General features: G+C 35.3%; 17 protein-coding genes. 14 read left to right on the top strand and 3 right to left on the bottom strand.

Going from position 1 to position 14869, the window contains the following annotated elements; genetic code table 11:
- Window positions 1–12 precede the first annotated feature (12 nt).
- Window positions 13–483 carry a DinB family protein gene (locus DN393_RS28775; RefSeq protein WP_088048305.1) on the bottom strand — a complete coding sequence of 157 codons (471 nt, stop codon included), beginning with the start codon at window positions 481–483 and terminating at the stop codon, window positions 13–15.
- Between the two features lie 69 nt (window positions 484–552).
- On the opposite strand from DN393_RS28775, the gene DN393_RS28770 reads away from it, so the two are divergent.
- From DN393_RS28770 to lepB (DN393_RS28755), 4 genes are all read left to right on the top strand, one after another.
- Window positions 553–1281 (top strand): ArsR/SmtB family transcription factor, encoded by a 729-nt coding sequence (locus DN393_RS28770; RefSeq protein WP_064475706.1) that lies wholly within the window; start codon window positions 553–555, stop codon window positions 1279–1281.
- A gap of 218 nt (window positions 1282–1499) precedes the next feature.
- On the top strand, window positions 1500–2633 hold the full coding sequence (locus DN393_RS28765) for a stage II sporulation protein P (protein ID WP_149174171.1): 1134 nt from the start codon (window positions 1500–1502) through the stop codon (window positions 2631–2633).
- A gap of 193 nt (window positions 2634–2826) precedes the next feature.
- Window positions 2827–3504, top strand: a complete 678-nt coding sequence (locus DN393_RS28760; RefSeq protein ID WP_064475704.1) for a copper homeostasis protein CutC — start codon at window positions 2827–2829, stop codon at window positions 3502–3504.
- A 23-nt stretch (window positions 3505–3527) separates the two neighbouring features.
- The gene (gene lepB, locus DN393_RS28755; RefSeq protein ID WP_000662489.1) at window positions 3528–4079 is read left to right on the top strand and encodes a signal peptidase I; all 552 of its coding nucleotides are present in this window, start codon (window positions 3528–3530) and stop codon (window positions 4077–4079) included.
- A gap of 49 nt (window positions 4080–4128) precedes the next feature.
- On the opposite strand, the gene DN393_RS28750 is transcribed toward lepB (DN393_RS28755), so the two are convergent.
- Window positions 4129–4542 (bottom strand): hypothetical protein, encoded by a 414-nt coding sequence (locus DN393_RS28750; RefSeq protein WP_149174170.1) that lies wholly within the window; start codon window positions 4540–4542, stop codon window positions 4129–4131.
- Window positions 4543–4794: 252 nt separating this feature from the next.
- On the opposite strand from DN393_RS28750, the gene DN393_RS28745 reads away from it, so the two are divergent.
- The 8 genes from DN393_RS28745 (at window position 4795) to DN393_RS28710 (ending at window position 11183) form a co-directional block, all read left to right on the top strand.
- On the top strand, window positions 4795–5547 hold the full coding sequence (locus tag DN393_RS28745; RefSeq protein WP_064475702.1) for an IclR family transcriptional regulator: 753 nt from the start codon (window positions 4795–4797) through the stop codon (window positions 5545–5547).
- Window positions 5548–5561: 14 nt separating this feature from the next.
- Window positions 5562–6275, top strand: a complete 714-nt coding sequence (gene pxpB, locus DN393_RS28740) for a 5-oxoprolinase subunit PxpB (RefSeq protein WP_149174169.1) — start codon at window positions 5562–5564, stop codon at window positions 6273–6275.
- On the top strand, window positions 6266–7255 hold the full coding sequence (locus tag DN393_RS28735) for a 5-oxoprolinase subunit C family protein (protein WP_064475700.1): 990 nt from the start codon (window positions 6266–6268) through the stop codon (window positions 7253–7255). The genes pxpB and DN393_RS28735 overlap by 10 nt, the downstream gene beginning before the upstream one ends.
- Window positions 7256–7273: 18 nt before the next feature.
- A complete protein-coding gene (pxpA, locus tag DN393_RS28730; protein WP_064475699.1) occupies window positions 7274–8035 on the top strand; it encodes a 5-oxoprolinase subunit PxpA in 762 nt (253 codons plus the stop codon).
- 21 nt (window positions 8036–8056) lie between these two features.
- A complete protein-coding gene (locus tag DN393_RS28725; RefSeq protein ID WP_000593388.1) occupies window positions 8057–8752 on the top strand; it encodes a DUF969 domain-containing protein in 696 nt (231 codons plus the stop codon).
- A gap of 1 nt (window position 8753) precedes the next feature.
- Complete coding sequence (locus tag DN393_RS28720; protein WP_064475698.1) at window positions 8754–9716, top strand: DUF979 domain-containing protein; 963 nt, start codon at window positions 8754–8756, stop codon at window positions 9714–9716.
- 15 nt (window positions 9717–9731) lie between these two features.
- Window positions 9732–10379 (top strand): pyroglutamyl-peptidase I, encoded by a 648-nt coding sequence (gene pcp / locus DN393_RS28715; protein WP_064475697.1) that lies wholly within the window; start codon window positions 9732–9734, stop codon window positions 10377–10379.
- 75 nt (window positions 10380–10454) lie between these two features.
- Complete coding sequence (locus tag DN393_RS28710; RefSeq protein WP_064475696.1) at window positions 10455–11183, top strand: NAD-dependent protein deacylase; 729 nt, start codon at window positions 10455–10457, stop codon at window positions 11181–11183.
- Window positions 11184–11230: 47 nt separating this feature from the next.
- Here the strand turns inward: DN393_RS28710 and DN393_RS28705 are convergent, their stop codons facing one another.
- Entirely contained in the window at window positions 11231–11809 is a 579-nt protein-coding gene (locus tag DN393_RS28705) for a hypothetical protein (RefSeq protein WP_149174168.1), read from the bottom strand.
- Between the two features lie 279 nt (window positions 11810–12088).
- Between DN393_RS28705 and DN393_RS28700 the strand changes: the two genes are divergently transcribed.
- Both DN393_RS28700 and lepB (DN393_RS28695) read left to right on the top strand, forming a co-directional pair.
- Window positions 12089–14242: a peptidoglycan D,D-transpeptidase FtsI family protein gene (locus DN393_RS28700; RefSeq protein WP_064475694.1), complete on the top strand. Its 2154-nt coding sequence runs from the start codon at window positions 12089–12091 to the stop codon at window positions 14240–14242.
- An 82-nt stretch (window positions 14243–14324) separates the two neighbouring features.
- Window positions 14325–14846 (top strand): signal peptidase I, encoded by a 522-nt coding sequence (gene lepB, locus DN393_RS28695; protein ID WP_149174167.1) that lies wholly within the window; start codon window positions 14325–14327, stop codon window positions 14844–14846.
- Window positions 14847–14869: the final 23 nt, after the last annotated feature.

Genomic DNA, 14869 nt, shown 5'->3' with positions numbered 1-14869 from the left:
GTTTGACAACTTTTAATCCCAAATTAAAGGTCTTTCCAAGTTTACCATTCGTAAATATTGTAAAAATTGACCTGCATGGACCGCATCATGATAGGCAATTCTTAATAGCATGTCCCCTAAATATCGTTGATAGCCAACATCGCTTCGATCAATAAGAGTTGAATCTAGCTCAGCTATGTTTATGGATTGCACATATTCTATAAAGTCAGTAAAGTATACTTGTGCCAATTCAATTTCTTTTTTTACACAAGTAATTGGCTCGTCATCATACGGGATACGTATGTCATTTATTGAGCCGTTGTTTTTTAAAATCATATGATAATAAAAAGTTGAGCTCCATACATGACGAATCATCTCACCAAAGGACATAGCTTCATGATCAGGCTTCCAATTAAGAAAATTATCGGGAAGAGAATTCCATAATTTTTCTGAGCGCCTTCTCGTTTCTTTCAAATTTAATATACTAAGATCAATTGCATTCATAATACATTCTCCTTTACTATTAAACTTAAAATAATTGTATCAGTTTAATAGTTAGGGTATCATCGAAATATGAATGTATATCCGAATATCTCATATATAGCTAAACTAATTGCTGAACCTACAAGAGCAATTATCTTAGATTGTCTAATGAATAATCAGGCACTACCTGCTAGCGAATTGGCTTATATGGCAAAGGTGTCACATCCAACGATTAGTTCTCATCTTTCTAAATTAGTAGAGGGAAATCTACTTACAGTTGAACAACATGGTAGACATCGTTACTATCGACTTGCTAATCAAGAGGTAGCAGAAGTTCTTGAAAAGTTAGGAACAATTGCACCAACAGTCCAAGTTCGGTCTTTAAAACAATCGGATCAGCTAAAACAAATTCGTTATGCGCGAACTTGCTATGATCATCTTGCAGGCAGACTCGGTGTAGAGATAACTGAAAAATTACTACATAGGGAATTTATAATTTTAAAGGAAGGAGAATACATTGTAACGGAACAAGGTAAGGGGTGGTTTCTGAATTTTGGAATAAATATTGAAACGGCAGAGATAAAAAGGAGAGTATTTGCAAAACCTTGTCTTGATTGGAGTGAACGACGCTACCATATTTCTGGTTGGTTAGGATCTGCAATAGCAAAACTATTTTTTGAACAGGAATGGATTACAAAAACGGATAAGAGTCGGGCTGTCCATCTTACAAAAAAAGGTGTGAAGCTATTGAAAGATCAATTAGACATTGACATGGAAAATAAAAAAGTCAATCAAAATGCAATGCCTCCGGTCAAATAGATAGTATTAAATAACCTGAGTTCTATATTTATATAGACTCAGGTTATTTAATTTCTTTTAAAACCTTTGATGATATTTGCGTACAGCAACTTTAAGCTCATTCACTTTACAGAAAGAGGTTAAATGAAAACATAGTAGTTGAGGCAGTTCTATTAAATTATTAATCATATTACTTAAAAATTATGCGTAAGAATATAGTAAATGAAGGGAGATATAAAATGAATAAAGTGAAACTGAAAGTATTAAATGTAAGGTATATAGTGATATGTATTTTATTCACTATTATATGTATCCTCACTTCATTCTTCATTTCTAGTAATTCAAGCGTATTTAAATCATTTTATATAAATCAGTTATTAGGAACGAATTCTACTAAAGGACTTATGTATATGATAGGAAGTGAAAATCGTTATTTTGCAGAAGAATTTCATAAAGAAAAAGGACGAGCGTCTTTAGAATCTTTTTTACTATCACTTTCTACAAACATTAATGTAAATGATCTCCGAAGTTTATTAACCCGGGAACTTCCTAATATGAATCAATTTTATTCGGAAATATTAATTGCTGGGGAAGGAACAGATTATACGAACATTCCTGAAGAATCCAGTATTCCTTTAGATAACATTAAAGATAAAGGTACTGCTATTGAACACCCAAAGAGTGGGAAAGAAAACAATTCTACTGGTGAAAATTCAAATACACAAAATAAAGTTTTTATTTATCATACACATAGTTGGGAAGCGTTTATTCCTCTTATTCCAGGTGCTACGATACCTGATGATGCTTCCAGTACAAATAATGAAGTGAATATTACGTTTGTTGGAAACTATTTAAAACAAAAGTTAGAAGAAAAAGGAATAGGTGTTTCACATGATACGACAAATATGAGGGATTTTCTGCGAAATAAAAAATTAAATTGGGCCCAATCTTACAAAGGATCCCGTCAAATATTACAAGATAAATTAGCACAAGATAAAAATATTATGTTCCCAATGGACCTTCATAGAGATGATGCCCGAAAAAATATTACAACAAAAAATATTAACGGAAAGAATTATGCTAGGCTCTATTTTATTTTAGGACGAGAAAATCCTAACTATGAAAAAAATAAAAAAATAGTAACGACAATAAATTCATATTTAGATGAGAAGTATTACGGTTTAAGCCGAGGGATTTTTATTAAAGATCGTAAAAGCGGGAACGGAGTATATAATCAAGACCTTTCTCCGAATGCATTACTTATTGAAATGGGAGGGGTAGATAATACACCAGAAGAATTGTATGCGTCAGTTGACGCATTAGTAGAAGCATTTAGCCACTATTATAATGAAGTAACTAAGAAAAATAACTAAAAAAAGGAGCGATACCTAGTCCGAAGTGCTAGGTATCGCTCCTTTTTTTTGTAGAATATAAAATTACCAATAAACGCAATCAATAAAAAAATCTTTCTTTTCATTCTTCTTTTTACAGTTTTATAGGAGAAAGCTAGGTTTCTTATTTTTACTAATGTTATAATAAGAAAAAAGCACGAAAAGAGGTCATCTCATGCTAGAGGTTATTGCAACATGTTTAGAAGATGTGAAACGAATTGAACGAGCTGGCGGGAAGCGAATTGAATTAATTACATCTTATACAGAAGGCGGTTTAACGCCGAGTTATGCATTTATTAAAAAAGCGGTAGAAGCGGTACATATACCGATTCACGTTATGATTCGTCCGCATGCGAAGTCTTTTACATATACGGAAGAAGAAATTGAAATGATGAAGGAAGATATTATCATTGCGCAGAAGTTAGGTGCAGCTGGTGTTGTATTAGGCGTATTAAACGAACGAAATGAAGTGGATGACGAGAAATTAGCGGATTTACTATCTGTTGTAGATGGAATAAATGTAACGTACCACCGTGCAATAGATGATATAGAAAATCCAGTAGAAGCGATGGAAACTTTAAAGAAGTTTCATAAAGTGACTCACGTTTTAACTTCAGGTGGACAAGGAAATATAGTAGAGAATATACCGGTGCTTACAGAAATGCAAAAGGTAAGCGATGGTCAAATTCAGCTTGTAGTTGGAGCTGGCGTGACGAAAGAAAATATAAAGCAATTGCTAGATGAAACTGGAATCACGCAAGCTCATGTCGGTACAGCGGTAAGAGAAGGGAAATCATGTTTTTCTGAAATTGATCCGAATTTAGTACAAGAATTAGTTCAAATAATAAAATAAGCACATAAGAAAGAGGAGAAACGATGAAGGAAAATACGAAGAAAGAATTATTCTCATGGGCTAAAACGATAGGATTTACCCTTGTCCTAATTGCTATTATTCGCGGTGTTTTATTTACACCCTCATTAGTACAAGGTGAATCGATGATGCCCACTTTAGAAAATAACGAACGAGTTCTTGTGAATAAGATCGGTTATAGTATAAGTGGATTAGATCGCTTTGATATTATCGTCTTCCACGGAAAAGAAGGGTACGATTTAGTAAAACGAGTAATTGGTTTACCAGGCGATACAGTTGAGTATAAAAACGATGTTTTATATGTAAACGGAAAAGCGATGGAAGAACCATATTTAAAAGAGTTTAAAGAAAAAGCAGCAGGCCGTGTATTAACTCCAGACTTTACGTTAGAACAAATCACAGGAAAAACGAAAGTGCCAGAAGGCCAAGTGTTTGTTTTAGGAGATAATCGTGAAGTTTCGAAAGATGGTCGTATGTTCGGATTCATTTCAGAAGATGAGATTGTCGGAAAAGGACAAGCTGTTTTCTGGCCGTTGAAACAAGTAAGAGCGTTATAAAACAAAAAGTATGGAAGAAATATTCTTCCATACTTTTTTTGTGCCTTATTTATATGGTAGGTTTTGCTATAACTTGAACTTTTGAAAGAGAACCATCATTATTTCTAAATTTTATCTTGTATTCACCTTCAGGAAGCCAATCACTCCAATTTATACTAAATTCATTGATCGCTTGTTCCCCAGGTTTTAAAGTTCCGTCAATCATCCAAGAATCTTTAGCATTATATAAAGTGTAACTAAAAGGAGAATCACCTATATTTTTTACAAGAACACTTAATTCATCTCCATGAGAATAGTTAAAGCCAGAAATACTTGATCCGAAAAAATGAATTTCTTCGTTCGCTATTTTATGATGTTGGGCAATTTTAGCGGTTGAATGAGTATCTTCATTTGTCGCAAATGTTACCTTATAACCTATACAAAAAGACAACATAATAGCAGGAATCACTAGCAGCTTTTTCAAAAGAAACACTCCTTACATTTTGTTTTGCGTATATTATAATAATCGAAATATAGTGGAGATGTAATAGTTTGATGTAAAAATTTACAAATGCATTTAATTGTTTACGTTTTTAAAATTACTGACAAAATATATCAGGTCACATACTTAAAAAAATATTGATAGAATTGAAAGAATATTTTATAATTTTAAATTATATGTTTGTTTCGAAAAACGGAATTTAAGTTCCGTAATTCGGAACAAGAGGGAGATAGAATGAGTATAAATAAAACGGCAGTTAAGACAATGGATATTTTAGAGTTGTTTTATGAGCATGAAGAGTTAAGTTTAACAGAGATGGTTCAGCTTACGAGTATGCCGAAAACATCTGTTTATCGTTTAATTGGCTCGTTAGAAGAAATGGAGTTATTACAAAAAAATGAGAAGGGGAAGTATCGTCTCGGAGTCGTTTTTTTACGGTTCGGTCAACTTGTGTCACAAAGATTATCCGTAAGAAATATTGCGATTCCATATATGAAAGAGCTTAGAAATAGTTTAGGGCAGGCAGTTAATTTAATTATTCAAGATGGTAATGACGCGATTTATGTGGAAAAGATGGAAGGCGTTCAGCCTGTACGCGTGTATACCGCGGTTGGAAGAAGAGCACCGCTTTATGCTGGTGCATGTCCGAGAATTTTACTATCGTATTTCTCTGAGAAAGAGACATGGAAGTACATAGAGGAAACGGATTTAAAACAGTTTGCAGATGGAACAATCGTGGATAAGGAGCAATTGTTAGAAGTGTTACAAATGGCGAAAAAGGAAGGTCACACAATTAGCTACTCGGAGTTAGAAAATCATACAGCGGCTATAGCAGCGCCCATTTTTGCAAGCGATGGAACAGTTATAGCGGGTATTAGTATTTCAGGTTTAGCAATTGAGTATAGCGAAAGTAACATTTCATATTTTATTGCGAAGGTGAAAGAAACAGCACATCGCATTTCGAAAGAACTTGGCTTTTTGGCATAGAAAGAGGGAGTGGGATGAAATTTTCTGCATTAGGAGATCAAGCAATGATTGTTACATTTGGTGAAGAAATTGGGATGGAGACATACGAAAAAGTGCAGCGATTATTTCAAGCGTTGAGACGGCACCCGTTTACAGGAATGGTTGAGTGTGTACCATCTTTCACTTCATTAGCGGTCTACTACAATGTATACGAAGTATGGAAGCGAAATGAGAGAAGTGAAGGATCATATCATTACGTTTGCCAATATATAAAAGAGCTGTGTAATTCGTATAAAGAAGAAGTGAACCAAGATGTGAAATATATTTCTATACCTGTTTGCTACGGGGGAGAATATGGACCTGATTTAGAAGAGGTCGCGCATTGTAGAGGATTACGAGCGGAGGATGTGATTCGCATACATAGCGAGACAACATATTTTGTGTATATGTTAGGTTTTACACCAGGGTTCCCGTATTTAGGAGGACTATCAAAAGAACTAGAAACACCTAGAAAAGAAACACCACGGTTACAAATACCTGCTGGTTCGGTAGGTATTGGTGGAAATCAAACAGGTATATATCCACTTGAAACACCAGGAGGATGGAATATTATTGGCCGAACTCCTATTTCATTATTTAATACAGAAGAAGAAACACCGACATATATTCAAAGTGGTATGTATTTACGATTTATCCCAATAACGAAGGAAGAGTATGTATCACTTGAGGGGGCTAAAGAATGGATGTAGAGGTTTTGCATGCGGGAATGTTTACAACAGTCCAAGATTTAGGGCGATCTCATTATCAACAATACGGTGTACCAGTTGGCGGGGCCATGGATCAAAGTGCACTTCGGATGATTAATATGTTAGTCGGTAATGAAGAGAATGAAGCGGGACTTGAAATGACAATTATGGGACCTAAATTGTTAATAAAGAAAACGACTTTACTTGCGATTGGCGGAGCAAATATGGAGCCGTTATTGAATGGAGAGCGTATTCCATTATGGCGTCCCATTTTAGCGGAAGAAGGTAGCATGCTTTGTTTTGGGAAAGTGAAAAGTGGTTGCAGAGCGTATGTGACTTTTGCAGGTGGTATACAGATTGATCGTACAATGGGAAGCAAAAGTACTTACATACGTGCTGCGATTGGTGGTATTGAAGGAAGAATGCTGAAAAAAGGAGATTATTTTCAAATTGGTACACACACAGAAATGGCAAGGCGTTTCATTCAAGACTTACAAAAGGATGAGCGAGTCAAAACGAAATGGGCAATTAGCAGCGGCGTACTGCCAAAGTATAAGAAATATCCTAAGCTTCGCGTTATAACTGATTTTGAATATGATCAATTTACAGAAGAAAGTATAAGGGCATTTTTCACGAAAGAGTATAAAGTATCTAATTACGCTGATCGTATGGGCTATAGAGTTGAAGGAGAAGTTTTAAATAGGATTGAAGAAAAAGAGATTTTATCGAGTCCGGTTACATTTGGGACCATTCAAGTTCCTAATGGAGGACAGCCGATTATATTAATGGCAGATAGGCAAACGACAGGTGGCTATCCGAGAATGGGAAATATTATTTCAGTAGATTTACCACTTCTTGCTCAGTTAAAACCGGGGGATTATGTTTCTTTTGAGAAAATTACGCTGGAAGAAGCGGAACAATTGTACATAGAACAAGAAGTAAATATGAATCTATTAAAGAAATTCATCACTTTACGAAGCTGACATTAGGAGGGGAATATCGTGACGACAATCGATTTAAATTGTGATTTAGGAGAAAGTTTTGGAGCTTATAAAATGGGGAATGATGATGAAATTCTTCCGTTCGTTTCCTCTATAAACGTTGCTTGCGGTTTTCATGCGGGTGATCCGACTGTAATGAGGAAAACGGTCGAAAAGGCACTGCAGCATAACGTAGCAATTGGCGCGCATCCTGGTTTTCCTGATTTAATTGGATTTGGAAGAAGAAACATGAATGTTTCAGCGAGTGAAGTATACGATTACGTTTTATATCAAATCGGTGCATTAGATGCTTTTGTGAAAGCGGCAGGCGGGAACATGCATCATGTAAAACCGCACGGTGCCCTATATAATATGGCGGCGACAAATCCGGAAATTGCAGATGCAATCGCAAAAGCAATTTATCATAGTAATCCCAAGCTATTACTTTACGGATTAGCAAATAGCGAGGCGTTTATACAGGCTGCGGAAAAATACAATATAACTCTCGTACAAGAAGCTTTTGCTGATCGTACGTATAAGCAAGATGGAACGTTAACGAGCCGGACAGAAGAAAATGCACTTATAAAAAATGAAGAAGAAGCGATAAAGCAAGTGCTTCAAATGGTGAAAGAAGGCTACGTAAACGCGGTGAACGGAGAGAAAGTAGCAGTTCAAGCACAAACAATTTGTTTACATGGTGATGGAGAGAAAGCAGTCCAATTTGCGAGAAAAATATACAGAACATTCGAATTTAATGGTATTTCTATTTGTGCACCGAAATAAAAAATAGGGGGAAGTGCTGGAATGATTAAATTAATCGGGATACTACTTGTTGCAGTGGGCTTTTTATTTAGATTAAATACATTATTAGTAGTTATGGTTGCAGGTATTGTTACTGGTATGGTTTCAGGATTAAGCTTTTATGATGTGATTAGCATGTTCGGTAAATTTTTCATAGAAAATAGATATATGTCTATGCCGATTATACTAACTTTACCGGTAATCGGAATTTTAGAGCGTTACGGTTTAAAAGAAAGAGCAGAAGCACTTATAACGAAATCAAAAGGCGCAACAACTGGAAGAGTGTTAATGTCATATTTTACGATAAGAGAATCATCAGCAGCACTTGGACTGAATATTGGTGGTCATGCACAAACAGTAAGGCCACTCGTTGCACCGATGGCAGAAGGGGCTGCGCAAGGTAAATATGGTAAGTTACCTGAAAAGTTAAGAGAAAAGATTAAAGCAAACGCAGCAGCTGCGGAAAATACAGCTTGGTTTTTCGGAGAGGATATATTTATCGCGACTGGTGCGATTTTATTAATGAAAGGATTCTTCGATTCAGTAGGTATGCATGTCGGTGTGTGGGATATGGCGCTTTGGGGTATTCCAACTGCAATATCTGCGCTTATTGTCAGCTGGATCAGATTTAGAAGATTTGATAAATATATAGCGAAAACGATGACATCAAAAGAAAAAGAAGAGAAGGAGGCAATATAAAATGAACATCATCACAATGGATACAATTTATTACGTATTAGGTATAATCGTTGCCTTTATCGCTGTTCGTATTGCATTTGATCGTGAACATCCAAATCGATGGGGTTCTAGCTTATTTTGGGCATTATTTGCAGTTACGTTTTTATTCGGAAATATAATCCCTTCGTTTTACGTTGGTTGTATTGTGCTCGCTATGGTCGTGTTAGCTTCACTAAATAAAGTAACAAAATCAGAAGAGAAAGAAGTACCTGTACAAGAACGTGTGAAACATGCTGAGAAATTAAAAAATAAAATTTTTATGCCTGCACTATTAATTCCTATTTTTACAATTATCGGTACGTTAACGTTAGGGAAAATCAAATGGGGAAATGTTTCCCTTGTTGATCCAGATAAAGTAACGCTAGTAGCATTAGCACTAGGGGCATTACTTGCATTCGTTGCAGCGATGCGTATTACAAAATCGAAAATAACAACGCCTGTACAAGAAGGAAGCAGACTATTACAAGCTGTCGGCTGGGCTGTTATTTTACCACAGATGTTAGCGGCACTTGGCGGTATTTTCGCAAAGTCTGGCGTTGGACAAGTCGTTTCTGATTTAGTCGGTCAAGTATTACCGACAGAGTATCCGTTCGTAGCTGTTATGGCGTATTGTTTAGGAATGATGCTTTTTACAGTCGTAATGGGAAATGCATTCGCAGCGTTTGCCGTTATTACTGGCGGAATTGGTTTACCTTTAATTGTTCAAATGCATGGTGGGAATCCAGCAATTATGGCAGCACTCGGTATGTTTGCTGGATATTGCGGAACGCTACTTACGCCAATGGCAGCAAACTTTAATATCGTTCCGGCGATGCTTTTAGAGCTAAAAGATAAAAATGCAGTTATTAAAGCACAAGTACCAATTGCTCTTTCAATCTTTATCATAAATATGTTTATTATGTACGGCCTTGTATATCGTTTCTAATTAGGAGGGAAAACTATGAAAACAGTATTACTAACAGGATTTGATCCGTTCGGCGGAGAAAGCATCAACCCAGCTTGGGAAGTCGCAAAAAGTTTACATGAAAAAACAATTGGAGAGTACAAGATTATTAGCAAACAAGTCCCAACGGTATTTCATAAATCAATCAGCGTATTAAAAGAGTATATAGAAGAACTAAACCCTGAAATGATTATATGTATTGGACAAGCTGGAGGCAGACCAGATATTACGATAGAGCGTGTCGCAATTAATATTGATGATGCAAGAATTGCCGACAATGAAGGGAACCAGCCGGTAGATGTACCGGTTGTGGAAGAAGGACCGGCTGCCTATTGGTCTACGCTTCCGATGAAAGCAATTGTAAAAAGACTTCAAGAAGAAGGCATACCGGCTTCCGTTTCACAAACAGCAGGTACATTCGTTTGTAATCATTTATTCTACGGTCTCATGCATGAATTAGAGAAACATGGTAAGAAAATAAAAGGTGGATTTGTTCATATTCCATTCTTACCAGAACAAGCGAGCAATTATCCAGGCCAACCGAGTATGTCACTTTCTACTATTCGTAAAGGGATAGAATCAGCAGTAGAGGTAACGACGACAGTTGAGGTCGATATTGTAGAAATTGGGGGTACGACGCATTAAATAAAACGAATCATACAACACCTCCTGTAAACAACTGGTATAATAAGTATAGCAATATACATAGAGGTGATTTTTGTGCAACAATTTGAAGAAGTACGTTCAATTTTAGAGCAAGCGAAGAAAATTACAGTGTTAACAGGTGCAGGAGCAAGTACGGAAAGTGGTATCCCAGATTTTCGTTCAGCAAATGGATTGTATGCTGATGCGAATGTAGAGATGTATTTATCAAGGGGATATTATAATAGAAGTCCGAAAGAATTTTGGAAGCATTATAAAGAAATCTTTCAAATTAATACGTTTCATCAATATAAACCAAATCGCGGGCATCGCTTTTTAGCTGAATTAGAAGAACAAGGGAAAGATATTACGATTTTAACGCAAAATATTGATGGTTTACATCAACTAGGTGGTAGTAAACATGTCATTGATTTACATGGAACACTTCAAACAGCACACTGTCCGAAGTGTAAAGCGGGATATGATTTGCAGTATATGATTGATCATGAAGTGCCTCGCTGCGAGAAGTGTAATTTCATTTTAAATCCAGACGTTGTTTTATACGGAGATACATTGCCGCAATATCAAAATGCGATACAACGTTTATATGAAACAGATGTGCTTATCGTTATGGGAACGTCATTAAAAGTACAACCTGTCGCTTCATTCCCGGAAATCGCAAAGAGGGAGATAGGGGCAACGACAATTTTAGTAAATGAAGAGTTAACAGGACGAGAATATAACTTTGATTTTGTTTTTCAAAATAAGATTGGTGAGTTTGTTGAAGGGTTAGCCTCAATGAAATAAGTTATCGAAAAAACTGAGGTATCCACCTCAGTTTTTTATTTGGATAATCACAGTTTAAAGCACTTCGATAATGTAGTAACCACATCTCTATAATTAATAAAAAAGCGTTTCGTAGGTAAAATAGCAGAGTAAGAAGTAGTATTACCTTTAACGAATACACAGTCGTCATAAAGTAAGCTAATATGTAGATGTTGTAAAGGCTCTATTTGGTGTTGCTTTACGTATAAAACCAAATCATTATAAAGTTGCTCACTATACTCACTTACAGAATGTTCTAATGAAAGCTGACCTGCTATGCTAGTCCACCATACTTTAAAACTACATACTAACTCTTGAAAGGAGTCCTCATTACATAATTGAGTGTCAAAGAGCTTCTCATAAAAGATATGGTTTTCCTCATAAAAAATCTGTAAATCATATCTCTCATTAGCAATTTGTTTACGGAGTGTATGCCATAATTCTTTGAAATTATCTTCAAATTCAGTAGAAAAATTTACTTGTTTTGCTATGTAAGGAAACCGCAAATTTTCTTTATTCTCTTTTTGGTTGAGATAAATATTTTGAATATAAATCATAAAGTTTAAACAATATGACGTATTAGTATGTATTGTAAATGAATCTGTCATTTCATTTTCTCCTTAGTGGTGTCTTTTATTGTTAGTATACAAAGAAATGTAAATGAATGGTATGAAAAAACAATTGTATACACACTTTCTTTTAGAATAACATTCATGTTATTTCTTAATAAGGGAATGGTAATAAATAGGGTATAAAATTAAAATACTGAAAATTAAATCTTTTATTTCTTTAGTAATTAATATAAAATTCTATATATATCATATAAATAAATTTGATACATAATGGTTCTGTGTAGAAATGTTAATAGAATGAAGCGAGGGAGCGAAATGAGACAGAAAAAGGAGCAGAAGAAACAATCGAAAAAGAAAAAGACCCACATTCCATTTCGATTAAATGTACTATTTTTTATCGTCTTTCTTTTATTTTCAGCTATTATAATTCAATTAGGTAAAGTACAAATCATTGATGGAGAAACGTATAGAAATGAAGTGAACAAAAAGGAAGATGTAACGGTAAGCACTCCTGTTCCTAGAGGGAAAATGTTTGATCGGCAAGGTCAAGTGATTGTAAATAATAAACCACTACGAACCGTTACATATACGAAAATGAAAGGAGTAGATTCGAAAGAAGTTTTACAAGTAGCGAGACAGTTAGCTCAGCTAATAGAAATGTCGCCAGAAGATATAGCTAAGTTAACAGAAACAGATAAAAAAGATTTTTGGATGCAGTTAAATGAAAAACGAGCAGCAGAAAAAGTAACGAAAGAAGATGAGAGTACATTTAGGAAGCAAGAGATAGAGGGGAAAGAATTAGATAAAAAAGTTGAAGAGTTGCGCCGTGAAAGAATTACGCAAGAAGAATTAAGCGAACTATCAAAAGAGGATCTAGAAGTACTAGCAATTAAAAGTAGGATGAATGCGGGATATAAAATGACGCCGCAAATCGTTAAAAAAGATGTAAGCCAAAATGAATATGCAATCGTAAGTGAAAGATTGGCAATTTTGCCAGGAGTGGATACGACAGTGGATTGGGAACGTGAATACCCAAATGATAAAATACTTCGTTCCATACTTGGTAGCGTTTCTACTGAAAATGAGGGCTTACCGAGAGAACAGTTAGATTATTATTTAGTGCGTGATTATAACCGAAATGACCGTATTGGTAAGAGCTACATCGAGAAACAGTACGAAGATGCATTACATGGAACGAAAGAACAGTCTAAAAACATTACGGATAAAGCAGGAAATATTATTCGGACGGAAAAAGTGACTGAAGGAAAAAGCGGAAATAATTTAATGTTAACTGTTGATATGGAGTTACAGAAAAAAGTAGAGGAAAGTCTTGAAAAGAATTTACGAGCATTTCATTCTGCAGAGCCGATGATGGATCGTGCGTTTGTAGTAATGATGAACCCGAAAAATGGCCAAATTTTATCAATGGCAGGAAAGAAAATTGTAAATAAAGATGGCGGCATGCAAATAGAAGACTTCGCTTTAGGGACGATGACAAGTTCTTATGAATTAGGGTCAACTGTGAAAGGGGCTACATTATTAGCCGGATATCAAACTGAAACAATAAAGCCGTATACGCATTTCTTCGATGCACCAATGTATTTTAAAGGAAGTGTCAAGCCAAAGAAATCGTGGAAAGATTTTGGTGATATTGATGATTTAAGAGCTTTACAAGTTTCATCAAACGTTTATATGTTTAATACAGCATTAAAAATGGCAGGTGTAAATTATGTACCAAACAATCCGCTAGATATTAAAAAAGAAACATTTAATAAAATACGCTACTACTTTAGACAGTTTGGCTTAGGCGTACCGACTGGAATTGACTTACCGAATGAATCGATTGGTCAAATGGGTAGAACAGATAACATACCTGGCTTTTTACTTGATTACGCGATTGGACAGTATGATACATATACGCCGCTTCAACTTGCTCAATATATGTCAACAATTGCAAACGGTGGTTACCGAATGAAACCACAAATTGTACAAGAAGTGAGAGAGCAACCACATAGACCAGAGGATGTTGGAAAAGTTGTTCGGTCTATTGAACCAGTTATTTTAAATCGAGTGGATATGGACACTTCATACATTAATCATGTAAAAGAAGGATTTAGAAGAGTTTTTCAAGAAACTGACGGAACAGGTACGGCAACGTTTAAAGGATTACCGTATAAACCAGCTGGAAAAACAGGAACAGCTGAAACTGTATACGGTGGAGAAAGTGATATTGGAAGAGATGAAAACAATAACCGAAAAAAATGTTATAATTTAACTCTTGCCGGTTATGCACCATATGATGCTGATCCGGAAGTAGCTTTTTCAGTTGTTGTACCTTGGGTGAATGATGACAAATCAGGAGTTAATTCCGCGATTGGTAAAGAGATTTTGGATGCGTATTTTGAATTGAAAACGAAAAGAGCGAGTGGAAATCCAGTCCCAGTAGAACAGCCGAACAAGGCCCAGTAAAAATAGTATCACTGCATGGAGACATATTGTGCAGTGATATATTTTTTGAGTTAAAAAGCGTTTAAATAAGGTGGGAATGGATATGAAACAGGAGATTAAAAGAGGCTGGGGGAAATACATACTCTTCGCGTTTGTTTTGGTAGTAGCCTATCATTCTTTTACTTTATGTAAAGTGGAAGGGAAATCGATGCAACCGACTTTATATGAAGAAGACTACGTATTTGTAAATAAAGCAGCAGTACATTTTTCTAATATAGAGCACGGAGAAATTGTCATTATAAAGGAAGAGGATGAGTCGAAATATTATGTAAAACGAGTAATAGGACTTCCTGGTGACGTAATTAACATAACGAATGGATCAGTATATGTGAATGATAAAAAGCAAGAAGAACCGTATACAAATAAAGATTTATTCAATAATACGCAAGTGTTTTACAACTTTCAAAAGACAAAAACCCCGCCAAATAAGTTATTTGTAATGGGAGATAATCGTGAACTTAGTAGAGATAGTCGAAACGGCTTAGGATATATTGAAGAAGATAATATAATAGGCAAAGTGGAATTTGTATATTATCCTTTTTCAAAAATGAAGATTATAGAATAAGTGGGGTTATACACAACCCCACT

The organism is Bacillus sp. BPN334 (assembly GCF_008368885.1).
GTDB lineage: Bacteria > Bacillota > Bacilli > Bacillales > Bacillaceae_G > Bacillus_A > Bacillus_A wiedmannii.
This window is presented reverse-complemented; position numbering and strand designations above follow the sequence as displayed.

What these genes read in the sequence shown, in the direction of transcription:
- DN393_RS28775 (WP_088048305.1), bottom strand. Translation starts at nt 483, where the DNA reads ATGAATGCAATTGATCTTAGTATATTAAATTTGAAAGAAACGAGAAGG.
- DN393_RS28770 (WP_064475706.1), top strand. Translation starts at nt 553, where the DNA reads ATGAATGTATATCCGAATATCTCATATATAGCTAAACTAATTGCTGAA.
- DN393_RS28765 (WP_149174171.1), top strand. Translation starts at nt 1,500, where the DNA reads ATGAATAAAGTGAAACTGAAAGTATTAAATGTAAGGTATATAGTGATA.
- DN393_RS28760 (WP_064475704.1), top strand. Translation starts at nt 2,827, where the DNA reads ATGCTAGAGGTTATTGCAACATGTTTAGAAGATGTGAAACGAATTGAA.
- lepB (WP_000662489.1), top strand. Translation starts at nt 3,528, where the DNA reads ATGAAGGAAAATACGAAGAAAGAATTATTCTCATGGGCTAAAACGATA.
- DN393_RS28745 (WP_064475702.1), top strand. Translation starts at nt 4,795, where the DNA reads ATGAGTATAAATAAAACGGCAGTTAAGACAATGGATATTTTAGAGTTG.
- pxpB (WP_149174169.1), top strand. Translation starts at nt 5,562, where the DNA reads ATGAAATTTTCTGCATTAGGAGATCAAGCAATGATTGTTACATTTGGT.
- DN393_RS28735 (WP_064475700.1), top strand. Translation starts at nt 6,266, where the DNA reads ATGGATGTAGAGGTTTTGCATGCGGGAATGTTTACAACAGTCCAAGAT.
- DN393_RS28725 (WP_000593388.1), top strand. Translation starts at nt 8,057, where the DNA reads ATGATTAAATTAATCGGGATACTACTTGTTGCAGTGGGCTTTTTATTT.
- DN393_RS28720 (WP_064475698.1), top strand. Translation starts at nt 8,754, where the DNA reads ATGAACATCATCACAATGGATACAATTTATTACGTATTAGGTATAATC.
- pcp (WP_064475697.1), top strand. Translation starts at nt 9,732, where the DNA reads ATGAAAACAGTATTACTAACAGGATTTGATCCGTTCGGCGGAGAAAGC.
- DN393_RS28705 (WP_149174168.1), bottom strand. Translation starts at nt 11,809, where the DNA reads ATGACAGATTCATTTACAATACATACTAATACGTCATATTGTTTAAAC.
- DN393_RS28700 (WP_064475694.1), top strand. Translation starts at nt 12,089, where the DNA reads ATGAGACAGAAAAAGGAGCAGAAGAAACAATCGAAAAAGAAAAAGACC.
- lepB (WP_149174167.1), top strand. Translation starts at nt 14,325, where the DNA reads ATGAAACAGGAGATTAAAAGAGGCTGGGGGAAATACATACTCTTCGCG.